Below are 13,296 nucleotides of genomic sequence, written 5' to 3' on the forward strand. Positions count from 1 at the left end.
TGAAGGGTTATTATTTCCATACAGAACCGACAGCTTGACGGCTGAATGCTGTATTTTCGACACATCTGTACTGGTCGCATCCAACGATAGCCTTGGGAGTATGCCGTGACCCTCTACTTGAACCTTGCCGAACTGCTTGGCGCTCGCATCGAGCAAGGCCTGTATCGCCCCGGCCAGCGCCTGCCGTCGGTACGCGCCTTGAGCATGGAGCACGGTGTCAGCCTTAGTACCGTGCAGCAGGCCTACCGGATGCTCGAAGACAGCGGCATGGTTTCTCCACGGCCCAAGTCGGGATACTTCGTCAGCGACCACCGCCAACTTGCGGCGCTACCTGCGGTAAGCCGACCGGCGCAGCGCCCAGTGGACATTTCGCAATGGGAGCAGGTGCTGGAACTGGTGCGCAGCACCCCACGCCAGGACGTGATCCAGTTAGGCCGCGGCATGCCCGACATCGACAGCCCGACCCTCAAGCCGCTGCTGCGCAGCCTTGCCCAACTCAGCCGGCGCCAAGACATGCCGGGCCTGTACTACGACAACATTCACGGCAACCTGGCGCTACGCGAGCAAATCGCCCGGCTGATGCTCGACTCCGGCTGCCGCCTCGCCCCGGCCGACCTGGTGGTTACCACCGGCTGCCACGAGGCACTCTCATGCAGCATCCGTGCTGTGTGCCAGCCTGGCGACATCGTTGCGGTCGACTCACCAAGCTTTCATGGCGCCATGCAAACCCTCAAAGGGCTGGGCATGAAGGCCTTGGAAATCCCAACAGATCCGGTCACTGGCATTAGCCTTGAAGCGTTGGAGCTGGCACTGGAGCAATGGCCGATCAAGCTGATTCAGATCACCCCAAGCTGCAACAACCCGCTGGGCTATATCATGCCTGAGCCACGCAAAAAGGCCCTGCTGAGCCTGGCCCAGCGCTACGACGTGGCCATCCTCGAAGACGATGTGTATGGCGACCTGGCTTATACCTACCCGCGCCCACGTACTCTCAAATCGTTCGACGACGATGGTCGCGTGCTGCTGTGCAGCTCCTTCTCAAAGACCCTCGCCCCTGGGCTGCGCATTGGCTGGGTCGCGCCAGGGCGGTATCTTGAGCGGGTGCTGCACATGAAATACATCAGCACAGGCAGCACTGCCACCCAGCCGCAGCTAGCGATTGCCGATTTCATCGCTGCCGGCCATTACCAGCCCCATGTGCGGCGCATGCGCAGCCAATATCAGCGCGGGCGCGACCTGATGAGCGACTGGGTGACCCGTTATTTTCCGCCAGGCACCCGGGTCAGCCGCCCCCAAGGCGGCTTCATGCTCTGGGTGGAATTGCCCGAGCATTTCGACACGCTGCGGCTAAACCGCGCTTTACTGGAGCAAGGCGTGCAAGTTGCGGTGGGCAGCATCTTTTCGGCTTCAGGCAAGTTTCGCCATTGCCTGCGCATGAATTTCGCCGCGCGGGCAACCCCGCAGATCGAAGCGGCAGTGCGCAAGGTGGGTGAAACCGCTCATGGTCTACTGGATGAAGCCCTCATCCCGGCGTAACTTTGCGCGGCCTTTACCAGTCCAACCCTCAAGCGCTTTTGCCTACAGGACGGTCCACCCCTTGAGACTCCAGCGAGCCATGCCTCTGCTGCTGGTGCTACTGCTCGGCCTTAGCGGCTGCGCCAGCGTCGATAAGCCCCGCCAAACCAGCCAGGCACTGGCTGCCAGCGAATCAGCCTTCGGCCGCTCGGTGCTGCGCCAGGCTGCCCCTTATGAGGGGCGTTCGGGTTTTCGCTTGTTGCCCAACAGCAACGAGGCGTTTCGCGCCCGGGCCGAGCTGATCCGCAATGCCCAGGCGAGTATCGACCTGCAGTACTACATCGTCCACGACGGCTTGAGTACCCGCGCGCTGGTGCATGAACTGCTGCGTGCAGCTGACCGCGGCGTGCGCGTGCGCATTCTGCTCGACGACACCACCAGCGATGGCCTGGACACCATCATGGGCACCCTTGCTGCGCACTCGAACATACAGATTCGCGTGTTCAACCCCTTGCATCTTGGGCGCAGCACAGGGGTCACGCGTGCGGTTGGCCGCCTGTTCAACCTGTCTCGCCAGCACCGGCGCATGCACAACAAGTTGTTCCTAGTGGACAACAGCATGGCCATCGTCGGCGGACGCAACCTGGGGGACGAGTACTTCGATGCCGAACCCAACCTAAACTTCACCGACATCGACCTGCTGGGAGTCGGCCCGGTGGCCGAGCAGCTGGGGCATAGTTTCGACCAGTACTGGAACAGCGCGCTAAGCCGCCCGATCACTGATTTTCTCTGGCACACGCCGAATGCCGAGGACCTGCGCGACAGCCGCGAGCGCCTGGAGGTGTCGCTGGCCCAGGCGCGAGTGCAACGCAAAGCGCTTTATGACCGGCTGATGTCCTACCAGTCGCAACCGCGCCTGGATGTGTGGCGCAATGAGCTGATCTGGGCTCACGCCCAGGCCTTGTGGGATGCCCCGAGCAAAGTGCTGGCCGACAATGAGCCAGACCCGCAGCTGCTGTTGAGCCGGCAGCTGGCACCAGACTTGGCCAGCGTGCACCGCGAACTGATCCTGATGTCGGCCTATTTCGTGCCGGGTGAGCCAGGCTTGCTGTACCTCACGGGCCGGGCCGACGCCGGAGCATCGGTGAAATTGCTGACCAACGCACTGGAGGCTACCGATGTGCCAGCGGTGCATGGCGGTTATGCGCCCTATCGCCGCGCCCTGCTGGAGCATGGTGTAGAGCTGTTCGAACTACGTCGCCAGCCCGGCGACCCGGTGCCCTCACGCCTGAGCCTGCATGGCAGCAGCTCGGACTCCAGCCTGCACACCAAGGCCATCGTCTTCGACCGGCGCAAGACCTTCGTTGGCTCTTTCAACTTCGACCCGCGCTCGGTGCTGTGGAATACGGAAGTCGGCGTACTGGTCGACAGCCCGGAATTGGCCGAATACACCCGCGAACTGGCCGAGCAGGGTATGGCGCCGGCATTGAGTTACCACGTCAAGCTGCAGGGCCACAAACTGGTCTGGGAGACCGAGGACAATGGCCAGCTGCACACCCTGACCTCAGAGCCCGGGGGCCTCTGGCGACGCTTCAATGCCTGGATCAGCAAAGCGGTCGGGCTGGAGCGAATGCTTTAGGCTCAGAGCGGGGCTGGCTCGAACGCCCCGCGCCTGCGGGTCAGTACCACCAGGCCAGCCGCCCCCGCCGCCATCAGCCACAACAAAGCATGGCCGCTGACCCACTGACTGCCCGCACCTGCCAGTAATGGCCCAAGCAGGCAGCCGATACCCCACAGCTGCGCCACGTGGGCATTGGCCCGCACAAGGGCATCATCGCGGTAGCGTTCACCAATGAAGATCAGCGACAAGGTGAACAGGCCACCGGCACTGGCGCCGAACAGCACCCAAAGCGGCCAGATCAACGGTGTTTCCAGCAGTAGCGGAATCGCCAGGCTGGAAACCATCAGGGTCACGGCACAACCGGTGAACAGCGCCTGGCGAGACATATGGTCGGCCAATGCACCAATTGGCAACTGCAACACGGCATCCCCTACCACCACGGTGCTGACCATGAACAAGGCGATTTCAGTGCTGAAGCCCTGTTGTAGGCAATACACCGGCAGCAAGGTCAGAATCATTGCCTCGAAAGCGGCAAACAGCGCCACGGCCCACGCGATTATCGGCAAGCGGCGGCAGAAGGCGAAGAGGTCTGCGAAGCTCACGCTGCAGGCATCGGTGCTCGGTGCCCCACTGCGGCCAAGCAGAAGCAAGGGCGCCAGTAGCAATAGCGCGGTAGCGCTCCAGAAGCCAAAGTCACCCTCAGACCCGAGCAAGCCCAGCACCAATGGCCCGGCCAGCTGGCTCAATGCGTAGCTGCTGCCATACAACGCTACCAGGCGGCCGCGCCATTGCTCCACTACCAGCTGGTTGATCCAACTCTCGCCAAGGATGAACACCACTGTCAGGGACATGCCGATCAGAAGGCGCAGCGCCAGCCACAGGGGGTAGCTGGGCAGCAGTGCAACCAGGCCAATGGACAGCGCGCCACCCCACAGGCACACGCGCATGGCTGTAGGCACGCCTAACCAACCTGCCAGGCGGCTGGCCAGGCTGGCACCGAGCAGCACGCCCAGCGCCGGCATGGCCGCCATCACGCCGATGGCGAACCCACCGTAGCCCCAAGCCTCCAGGCGCAGGGACACCAGCGGCATGCTCACGCCCAGCGCTAGCCCAACACTGAGCACTGATGCCAGCACGGCAAAGTAGGTTCCCCAACGCATTGCAGCCTCCCAGCCCAAGAATTTTCCATGGCCCATTCGCGGGTAAACCCGCTCCTACAGGACCCACCGCCGGTCAGAGCAGTGCAGTACCAACAGGAGCGGGTCTACCCGCGAATGGGCAGCGTAGGCCCGCCGGAATTACAGCTTGATCCAGGTAGCCTTCAGCTCGGTGTACTTCTCCAGGGCATGCAGCGACTTGTCACGGCCGTTACCCGACTGTTTGAAGCCACCGAACGGTGCGGTCATGTCGCCGCCGTCGTACTGGTTGACCCAGACACTGCCAGCGCGCACGGCCCGGGCGGTCTTGTGAGCTTTGGAGATATCCGCGGTCCAGATACCAGCAGCCAGGCCGTACGGGGTATCGTTGGCGATGGCGATTGCTTGCTCGGCGGTATCGAAGGCGATCACCGAGAGCACTGGGCCGAAGATTTCTTCCTGGGCAATGCGCATGGCATTGGTAACGCCGTCGAAGATGGTCGGCTCGACATAGGTGCCGCCAGTCTCTTCCAGGGTACGCTTGCCACCGGCCAGCAGCTTGGCGCCATCTTTATGGCCTGCCTCGATGTAGGACAGCACGGTATTCATCTGCTGGGTGTCCACCAGAGCCCCTACAGTGGTCTGTGGGTCCAGCGGGTTACCTGGCTTCCAGCTTTTGAGGGCTTCGATAACCATCGGCAGGAACTTGTCCTTGATCGAGCGCTCGACCAGCAGGCGCGAGCCGGCGGTGCAGACTTCGCCCTGGTTAAAGGCGATAGCACTGGCGGCAGCTTCAGCGGCGGCTTGCAGGTCCGGGGCGTCGGCGAAGACGATGTTCGGGCTTTTGCCGCCGGCTTCCAGCCAGATGCGTTTCATGTTCGACTCGCCAGCGTAAACCATCAGCTGCTTGGCGATTTTGGTGGAACCGGTGAACACCAGGGTATCGACGTCCATGTGCAGGGCCAGGGCCTTGCCCACGGTGTGGCCATAGCCTGGCAGCACGTTGAGCACGCCCGCCGGGATGCCAGCCTCAATGGCCAGCTGAGCGATGCGGATGGCGGTCAATGGAGACTTTTCGGACGGTTTGAGCACCACCGAGTTACCGGTAGCCAAAGCCGGGCCGAGCTTCCAGCAGGCCATCAGCAGTGGGAAGTTCCAAGGCACGATGGCACCGACCACGCCAACCGGCTCACGGGTAACCAGGCCAAGCTGGTCGTGTGGCGTCGGCGCAACTTCGTCGTAGACTTTGTCGATGGCTTCGGCTGTCCAATGAATGGCTTGCGCGGCGCCTGGGATGTCGATGCTGGAGGAATCGCTGATCGGCTTGCCCATGTCCAGAGTTTCCAGCAGGGCTAGCTCTTCGACGTTCTTGCGCAGCAGGTCGGCGAAGCGGATCAGCGTGGCCTTGCGCTTGGCCGGCGCCAGCTGCGACCAAACGCCGGAGTCGAAGGTGGCGCGGGCATTCTCTACGGCGCGGTTGGCGTCGGCCAGGTCGCAGCTGGAAACCTTGGCCAGGAAGCGTCCGTCGACCGGGCTCAGGCAGTCGAATGTTTCACCGGATGCGGCGTCGGTGTATTCGCCGTTGATGAAGGCGCGGCCTTCGATCTTCAGTTGTTGGGCACGTTGTTCCCAATCTGCACGGGTCAGGGTGGTCATACGAAACTCCTCCTCTTGTTTAGGTGCAACGCCGCACTGAGGACTCACAGGCGTTGTCAGAATTCTGGCCGGGCGACGAGCGCACACAGGCAAGCGATACCCTAAACCAGCGCGGGTAAACTATCAATATATTTGACACGAACGGCCCAAAAGCCTACTGATGTGCATTTTATTAAACAACAACAGGAGCCTTACCATGAGTATCGCCAGCATCGTCGACTTCGCCCAGGTTCTCACCGAAGCCGAACGCTACCGCCCGGCGGCGGAAAAAATCCTCAAAGGTGAGCCGGACCAGGCTGTGTACAACCACTATTCCAGCCCATGTGGGCAGTTTGCCGCGGGCGTTTGGGAAGGCGAGGTGGGGCAATGGACGGTGAACTACACCGAACATGAGTATTGCGAGATCGTGCAGGGTGTTTCGGTACTGCGTGACCAGGATGGCGGTGCCAAGACCCTGCGTGCCGGCGACCGGTTCGTCATCCCTGCGGGCTTCAAAGGGAGCTGGGAGGTGCTGGAAGCTTGCCGGAAGATCTATGTGATGTTCGAAGCGAAATGATCGCGGCATGCGTGGCATCTATCTAACGCAAAAAGGCTGACAGCAAGGGGAATCATGATGGGGCCCGATCCTGGGCATCACATTGGAAGGACGCATCATGACCACTGATATTCTTGCCCCTGCTCGTCACGTGATCGGTACACCCTACACCGATAGCGTTAAGCCCTACATCCTGGCTCTTACCGGGCTGCACATCGCAGTCGGCCCCAAGGATTTCTCGACCCGAGACCTTCGTTCCGACCGAATCTTCATCAGCGTTGATGAGTCCAACTTCATCACCGATTTGAACATCGCCTGAACCCGCAGCCTGTCGTTGGCAAAAAAAAACCCGCGTCCTTACGGATGCGGGTTTTTTTAGGTCGCCGATCAATTACTTGATCTTGGCTTCCTTGTACACCACGTGCTTGCGAACAACCGGATCGTATTTCTTGATCTCGATTTTGTCCGGAGTGGTGCGCTTGTTCTTGTCGGTGGTGTAGAAGTGGCCAGTGCCAGCACTCGAAACCAGACGGATCAATTCACGCATGACGTTCTCCTTAGAACTTTTCGCCGCGAGCGCGCAGCTCGGCCAGCACTACGTCGATACCACGCTTGTCAATCACGCGCATGCCTTTGGCAGATACGCGCAGACGCACGAAACGCTTCTCGGATTCAACCCAGAAACGGTGGTGCTGCAGGTTCGGCAGGAAACGACGACGGGTTTTGTTGTTTGCGTGGGAAATGTTGTTCCCGGTTACTGGACCCTTACCAGTAACTTGACAGACTCTCGACATGACTCAGCCCTCTAAAACCACATGCCCAACCCGGCATGGGTTGGCCGCTTAATCTCTCAGTCTTTGGCGCTAGGCGCCGTGATTCTGGAGGTCTTATCGACCGGATTCGCTGATGCGACAGGCCGAGCCCCTAGAAAAGAGCGCTGCTTTATACCAGAAAGACTACGCCGCAACAACAGAAGATGAGCTTCAGTGTGCTGCAAATTGCGCGCGAGCAGCATAACGACTCGCCCAGCACACTGTCGACCGCTCGTCGCCAAGCACCTGAAAAAGAAGGTGGTCATTTGCGAAAACCCGCACTAGGGTAGGACTTTTCCAGACTGCACCGGCAGATGGGCCACTGACCAGCCAAGGAGCCACGATGCGTGCTGCTGCCCTTTCCTTATTGTTCACCTCTCTGATCGCCGCAGGCGCTGCCCAGGCTGCACCGCTGAGCGTGTGCAGTGAGGCCAGCCCTGAAGGCTTCGACGTGGTCCAGTACAACTCGCTGACCACCACCAACGCCTCGGCTGACATGCTGATGAACCGCCTGGTCGAATTCGACGCGGCCAAAGGCAAGGTGGTGCCGAGCCTGGCACAAAGCTGGAGCGTCTCGGCCGACGGCCTGGTGTATGACTTCAAGCTACGCGAGGGTGTGAAGTTTCACACAACGCCGTACTTCAAGCCGACCCGCGAGCTCAACGCCGACGACGTGCTGTTCAGCTTCCAGCGCATGCTTTACCCCGCCCATGCCTGGCACAAGACCGCCCCCGGTGGCTACCCGCACGCCCAGTCGCTGCAACTGGGCAGCCTGATCAAGGGCATTGAGGCCCCAGCGCCGAACACTGTGCGCTTCACCCTGGCCCACGCCGACGCCACCTTTCTGGCAACCCTGAGCATGGGCTTTGCCTCGATCTACTCGGCCGAATACGCCGATAAGCTGCTCAAGGAAGGCAGCCCGGAGATGCTCAACAGCCAACCGATCGGAACCGGCCCGTTCGTGTTCCAGCGCTTCCAGAAAGACGCTGTGGTGCGCTACCGCGCCAACCCCGACTACTTCGACGGCAAGCCTGCGGTCGACCCGCTGATTTTCGCCATCACCACCGATGCCAACGTGCGCTTGCAAAAGCTCAAGCGCAACGAGTGCCAGGTGGCGCTGTCGCCCAAGCCATTGGATATCGCCGAAGCCAGCAATGACTCAAGCCTCAAGGTCGCCACCACCCCGGCGTTCATGACCGCTTTCGTCGCCATCAACAGCCAGCACCCGCCGCTGGACAAGCCTGAAGTACGCCAGGCGATAAACCTGGCTTTCGACAAGCAGGCCTATCTGAAGGCCGTGTTCGAAGGTACCGCAACCGCAGCCAACGGCCCCTACCCGCCCAATACCTGGAGCTATGCCAAGGACTTGCCAGGCTACCCCCTGGATCAGGCCAAGGCCAAGGCATTGCTGACCAAGGCCGGCTTGGCCGAAGGCTTCAGCACGACGATCTGGACCCGCCCTTCGGGCAGCCTGCTCAACCCCAACCCGAGCCTTGGAGCGCAAATGCTGCAGGCGGACCTTGCCAAGATCGGCATCAAGGCCGAAATCCGCGTGATCGAGTGGGGTGAGCTGATCCGCCGGGCCAAGGCCGGTGAGCATGATTTGCTGTTCATGGGCTGGGCTGGCGACAACGGCGACCCGGACAATTTCCTTAGCCCTCAGTTTTCCTGCGCGGCGGTGCAGTCGGGAACCAATTTCGCACGGTTCTGCGACAACCGCCTGGATCAGCTGATCAGCGCCGGGCGTACGACCAACGACCAGAGCGTGCGCAGCCGGTTGTACCAGCAGGCCCAGACGCTGATTCAGCAGCAGGCGCTGTGGGTGCCGCTGGCGCATCCGACGGCAGCCACGCTGTTGCGTCAGGGGGTTGAGGGTTATCAGGTGAGCCCTTTCGGGCGGCTGGATTTCAGTAAGGTTTCGGTTAATCGCTGAGTCCGCCTTGAGAGGGGCGGCGCCTGGCAGATCGAGCGCCGCCCGCGCGGCGCTCGATCTGCCAGGCGCCAAATACCTCAAGGCCTGCACCTCAGCCCCCAATCCACCCCTGCTCGACCATCGACAGCGGCTCCCTGTCGCCAATGATGATGTGGTCAAGCACCCGCACATCGATCAACCCCAAGCCCCGCTTCAATGACAGCGTCAGCTGCACGTCGTCCTGGCTGGGTTCGCAGCTGCCCGAAGGGTGGTTGTGGCACAGGATCAGCGCTGCCGCGTTGTGCTGCAGCGCCCGGCGCACCACTTCACGCGGGTAGACGCTCGCCCGGTCTATGGTGCCCCTGAAGAGGATCTCGAACGCCAGCGGCCGATGCTTGGAGTCGAGAAACAGACACCCGAACACTTCGCTGCTCTCATGCCGCAGCATGGCCTTGAGGTAGCGGCGCACCGCAACTGGGCTCTCCAAGGCTGGCGAGCGCTCGATGCCCGCGTCCAGGTAGCGCCGGCCAATCTCCAGCAGCGCCTGCAGCTGCGCATACTTCACCGGCCCCATGCCAGGCTCCCGCAACACGGTTTCACGGTCGGCCTCCAGAAACTGCCTGAGGCCACCAAAACGCGCCAGCAGCCCCCGCGCCAGGTCGACTACGTTGCGCCCGGAAACGCCCGAGCCCAACAGCACTGCGACCAGCTCGGCATCCGACAACAACCCGGCGCCGCGTTGCAACAATTTCTCCCTCGGCCGCTCCTTCAGCGGCCACTCCCTGATATTCATCGCTGCTCCCTGCCCTTGCTGCGGCCTATTTAGGCCCTGTGTTAATCTATTTCGCCTCGTACATGCGACGTTCTGCCGCAGGCATCTTCAAACGTCGTCGCCCGCTCTCACTGGAAAAAGGCAAGCCTATGCAGCGGCTGTATCGCAAGCGAATCGTTCTTGGCGTCGGAGGCGGCATCGCCGCCTACAAAAGCGCCGAGCTGATTCGCCGACTCCTGGAGCACGGCGCGCAGGTGCGCGTCGTCATGACCCGTGGGGGTGCCGAATTCATCACCCCGCTGACTCTGCAGGCGCTGTCCGGCCACCCGGTGCACATGGATCTGCTCGACCCTGCCGCCGAAGCGGCCATGGGCCACATCGAACTGGCCAAGTGGGCCGACCTGGTACTGATCGCCCCGGCCACCGCCGACCTGATGGCGCGGCTGGCCCAAGGCATGGCCGATGACCTGCTGACCACCCTGGTGCTGGCCACTGACGCCACCGTGGCCGTGGCCCCGGCAATGAACCAGGCGATGTGGCGCGACCCGGCCACCCAGGCCAACCTGGAACTGCTCAAGAGCCGAGGCATCCAGGTGTTCGGCCCGGCCTCGGGCAGCCAGGCCTGTGGCGACGTGGGCCTGGGGCGCATGCTCGAAGCCACCGACCTGGCCTGGTGCGCTGCAGAAAGCTTCAAGCGCCAGACACTGACCGGCAAGCATGTGCTGATCACCGCCGGACCTACCCAGGAAAACATCGACCCGGTGCGCTACATCACCAATCATAGCTCCGGGAAGATGGGTTTCGCTTTGGCCGAAGCGGCTGCCGAGGCCGGTGCTCGGGTCACCCTGGTGACCGGGCCGGTGCACCTGCCCACACCTGATCGCGTGCAGCGGATCGACGTGGTCAGTGCGCGGGACATGCTCGCGGCCTGTGAAGCCGCCATGCCATGCGACTTGTTCATCGCTTCAGCTGCGGTTGCGGACTACCGTCCCGAGGTCGTCGCCCCGCAAAAACTCAAGAAGGATCCTACGACTGGCGACGGCATGCTGCTGCAGATGGTGCGCAATCCCGATATCCTTGCCACCCTCGCTGGCCGTGCCGACCGGCCATTCAGTGTTGGCTTCGCCGCCGAAACCGAACATTTGCTCGATTACGCTACGCGCAAGCTCAAGGACAAGAACCTCGACCTGATTGTCGCCAATGATGTGGCTAACCCCAGCATCGGCTTCAACAGCGAGGAAAATGCCCTGACCGTGATCGACCGCCAGCAGCATCAAACCCTCTTCGCGCAAACCAGCAAGGGCAAGATCGCCCGCCAACTGGTCGCCTTCATCGCCGAACGGCTCAATCAGGTTCAATAAGTTACATGCACGCTCTTCAAGCCAAGATCCTCGACCCACGCCTGGGCAGTGAATTTCCACTGCCGCAATACGCCACCCCAGGCTCCGCCGGGCTCGACCTGCGCGCCCTGCTCAAGGAAGACACGGTTCTGGAGCCGGGCCAGACCTTGCTCATCCCCACCGGCCTGTCCATCTACATCGGTGACCCGGGCCTTGCGGCGATGATCCTGCCGCGCTCGGGTCTGGGCCACAAGCACGGTATCGTGCTTGGCAACCTGGTCGGGCTGATCGACTCGGACTACCAAGGTGAGCTGATGGTGTCGTGCTGGAACCGGGGCAATGCGCCGTTCACCATCGCCGTTGGCGAGCGGATTGCACAGCTTGTCCTGGTACCTGTGGTACAAGCGCATTTCGACATCGTCGAGCACTTCGACGAAAGCCAGCGTGGCACAGGCGGTTTCGGCCATTCTGGTAGCCACTGAGCCCATCCACGACCGTTCAGGCCAGGGATGGCGAACTCTGTGGTGATTTCACCGTCCAAGCGTGCTGTTTTTGCCTGCCAGAAAAAAGCCTTTGACTAACGGAGCTACCCACGATGAACGACATGGCCAACCTGGTTCCGGCGCTGCCGGATAGCATCTTCCGCGCTTATGACATCCGCGGCGTGGTCGGCAAGACCCTGCATGGCGAAACTGCCTACTGGATCGGCCGCGCCATCGGCGCCCAGACCATCGCCCAGGGCGAACCGCAAATTTCGGTAGGCCGCGATGGCCGCCTGTCCGGCCCGATGCTGGTCGAGCAACTGATCAAAGGGTTGGCCGATGCCGGCTGCCAGGTCAGCGACGTTGGCCTGGTGCCCACTCCGGCATTGTATTTCGCTGCCAATGTGCTGGCTGGCAAGTCCGGCGTGATGCTCACTGGCAGCCATAACCCGTCCGACTACAACGGCTTCAAGATCGTCATCGCTGGCGACACCCTGGCCAACGAGCAGATTCAGGCCCTGCTGACGCGCCTGAAGACCAACGACGTGCCGCGCGGCGAAGGCAGTGTGCAAAAGGTCGAGATCCTGGATCGCTATTTCCACCAGATCGTCGACGACGTGAAGCTGGCGAAGAAGCTCAAAGTGGTGGTCGATTGTGGTAACGGCGCCGCTGGCGTGATCGCGCCGCAGCTGATCGAAGCCTTGGGGTGTGAGGTCATCCCACTGTTCTGTGAGGTTGACGGCAACTTCCCCAACCACCACCCAGACCCAGGCAAACCGGAAAACCTCGAAGACCTGATCGCCAAGGTCAAGGAAACCGGCGCCGACATCGGCCTGGCCTTCGACGGCGATGGCGACCGTGTGGGCGTGGTGACCAATACTGGCAGCATCGTCTACCCCGACCGCCTGCTGATGCTGTTTGCCCTGGACGTGCTGGAGCGCAATCCAGGTGCTCAGATCATCTTCGACGTCAAATGCACCCGCCGCCTGACCCCGCTGATCGAACAGCACGGTGGCCGTGCGCTGATGTGGAAGACCGGCCACTCGTTGATCAAGAAGAAGATGAAGCAGACCGGCTCGCTGCTGGCGGGTGAAATGAGCGGGCACATCTTCATCAAGGAACGCTGGTACGGTTTCGACGATGGGATCTACAGCGCAGCGCGGCTGCTGGAGATCCTCAGCAAGGCCTCGCAGAGCGCCGAAGACCTGTTCGCCGCCTTCCCGAACGATATTTCCACGCCGGAAATCAATATTGATGTGACCGACGAGGGTAAATTCAGCATCATTGATGCATTGCAACGCGACGCCGATTGGGGCCAAGCCAGCCTGACAACCATCGACGGTGTACGGGTCGACTACCCCAATGGCTGGGGCCTGGTTCGCGCCTCCAACACCACACCGGTGCTGGTATTGCGCTTCGAGGCCGACAGCGCCGCCGAGTTGCAACGTATCAAGGATGTTTTCCGCGCCCAGTTGCTGCGGGTTGCCCCTGAGCTGCAACTGCCGTTCTGACCGA

General features: G+C 61.7%; 12 protein-coding genes and 1 pseudogene. 8 read left to right on the forward strand and 5 right to left on the reverse strand.

Annotated features, from left to right (window positions below):
* Positions 1 to 105 precede the first annotated feature (105 nt).
* Complete coding sequence (locus tag J5M56_RS09520) at positions 106 to 1,536, forward strand: PLP-dependent aminotransferase family protein (protein WP_207936610.1); 1,431 nt, start codon at positions 106 to 108, stop codon at positions 1,534 to 1,536.
* Between the two features lie 61 nt (positions 1,537 to 1,597).
* A complete protein-coding gene (locus tag J5M56_RS09525; protein ID WP_207936611.1) occupies positions 1,598 to 3,154 on the forward strand; it encodes a phospholipase D family protein in 1,557 nt (518 codons plus the stop codon).
* A 2-nt stretch (positions 3,155 to 3,156) separates the two neighbouring features.
* Here J5M56_RS09525 and J5M56_RS09530 read toward each other — a convergent pair whose 3' ends face one another.
* Together J5M56_RS09530 and J5M56_RS09535 are read right to left on the reverse strand one after the other, a co-directional pair.
* A complete protein-coding gene (locus J5M56_RS09530) occupies positions 3,157 to 4,296 on the reverse strand; it encodes an MFS transporter (RefSeq protein WP_186476174.1) in 1,140 nt (379 codons plus the stop codon).
* A 138-nt stretch (positions 4,297 to 4,434) separates the two neighbouring features.
* Entirely contained in the window at positions 4,435 to 5,928 is a 1,494-nt protein-coding gene (locus tag J5M56_RS09535) for an aldehyde dehydrogenase (RefSeq protein WP_186476173.1), read from the reverse strand.
* Between the two features lie 196 nt (positions 5,929 to 6,124).
* Between J5M56_RS09535 and J5M56_RS09540 the strand changes: the two genes are divergently transcribed.
* The gene (locus tag J5M56_RS09540; RefSeq protein WP_060477222.1) at positions 6,125 to 6,484 is read left to right on the forward strand and encodes a cupin domain-containing protein; all 360 of its coding nucleotides are present in this window, start codon (positions 6,125 to 6,127) and stop codon (positions 6,482 to 6,484) included.
* A 97-nt stretch (positions 6,485 to 6,581) separates the two neighbouring features.
* Positions 6,582 to 6,782: a hypothetical protein gene (locus tag J5M56_RS09545; RefSeq protein ID WP_060477223.1), complete on the forward strand. Its 201-nt coding sequence runs from the start codon at positions 6,582 to 6,584 to the stop codon at positions 6,780 to 6,782.
* Between the two features lie 72 nt (positions 6,783 to 6,854).
* Here the strand turns inward: J5M56_RS09545 and rpmG are convergent, their stop codons facing one another.
* A complete protein-coding gene (rpmG, locus tag J5M56_RS09550; protein ID WP_003253507.1) occupies positions 6,855 to 7,010 on the reverse strand; it encodes a 50S ribosomal protein L33 in 156 nt (51 codons plus the stop codon).
* Between the two features lie 10 nt (positions 7,011 to 7,020).
* Positions 7,021 to 7,257, reverse strand: coding sequence for a 50S ribosomal protein L28 (gene rpmB / locus J5M56_RS09555; RefSeq protein ID WP_003258972.1), 237 nt, complete (start codon positions 7,255 to 7,257; stop codon positions 7,021 to 7,023).
* Positions 7,258 to 7,618: 361 nt separating this feature from the next.
* Between rpmB and J5M56_RS09560 the strand changes: the two genes are divergently transcribed.
* Positions 7,619 to 9,208 carry an ABC transporter substrate-binding protein gene (locus J5M56_RS09560; RefSeq protein WP_207936612.1) on the forward strand — a complete coding sequence of 530 codons (1,590 nt, stop codon included), beginning with the start codon at positions 7,619 to 7,621 and terminating at the stop codon, positions 9,206 to 9,208.
* A gap of 91 nt (positions 9,209 to 9,299) precedes the next feature.
* Here the strand turns inward: J5M56_RS09560 and radC are convergent, their stop codons facing one another.
* On the reverse strand, positions 9,300 to 9,980 hold the full coding sequence (gene radC, locus J5M56_RS09565; protein WP_060477224.1) for a DNA repair protein RadC: 681 nt from the start codon (positions 9,978 to 9,980) through the stop codon (positions 9,300 to 9,302).
* Between the two features lie 128 nt (positions 9,981 to 10,108).
* Here radC and coaBC point away from each other — a divergent pair, with 128 nt between their 5' ends.
* The 3 genes and pseudogenes from coaBC to J5M56_RS09580 all read left to right on the forward strand — a co-directional run.
* Entirely contained in the window at positions 10,109 to 11,320 is a 1,212-nt protein-coding gene (coaBC, locus tag J5M56_RS09570; protein WP_207936759.1) for a bifunctional phosphopantothenoylcysteine decarboxylase/phosphopantothenate--cysteine ligase CoaBC, read from the forward strand.
* A 5-nt stretch (positions 11,321 to 11,325) separates the two neighbouring features.
* Positions 11,326 to 11,781 (forward strand): dUTP diphosphatase, encoded by a 456-nt coding sequence (gene dut / locus J5M56_RS09575; RefSeq protein ID WP_060477225.1) that lies wholly within the window; start codon positions 11,326 to 11,328, stop codon positions 11,779 to 11,781.
* Positions 11,782 to 11,924: 143 nt separating this feature from the next.
* Positions 11,925 to 13,292 (forward strand): annotated as a pseudogene (locus J5M56_RS09580) (phosphomannomutase/phosphoglucomutase); the annotation flags it as partial.
* Positions 13,293 to 13,296 lie beyond the last annotated feature (4 nt).

The organism is Pseudomonas sp. 51_B, from assembly GCF_017491595.1.
GTDB lineage: Bacteria > Pseudomonadota > Gammaproteobacteria > Pseudomonadales > Pseudomonadaceae > Aquipseudomonas > Aquipseudomonas promysalinigenes.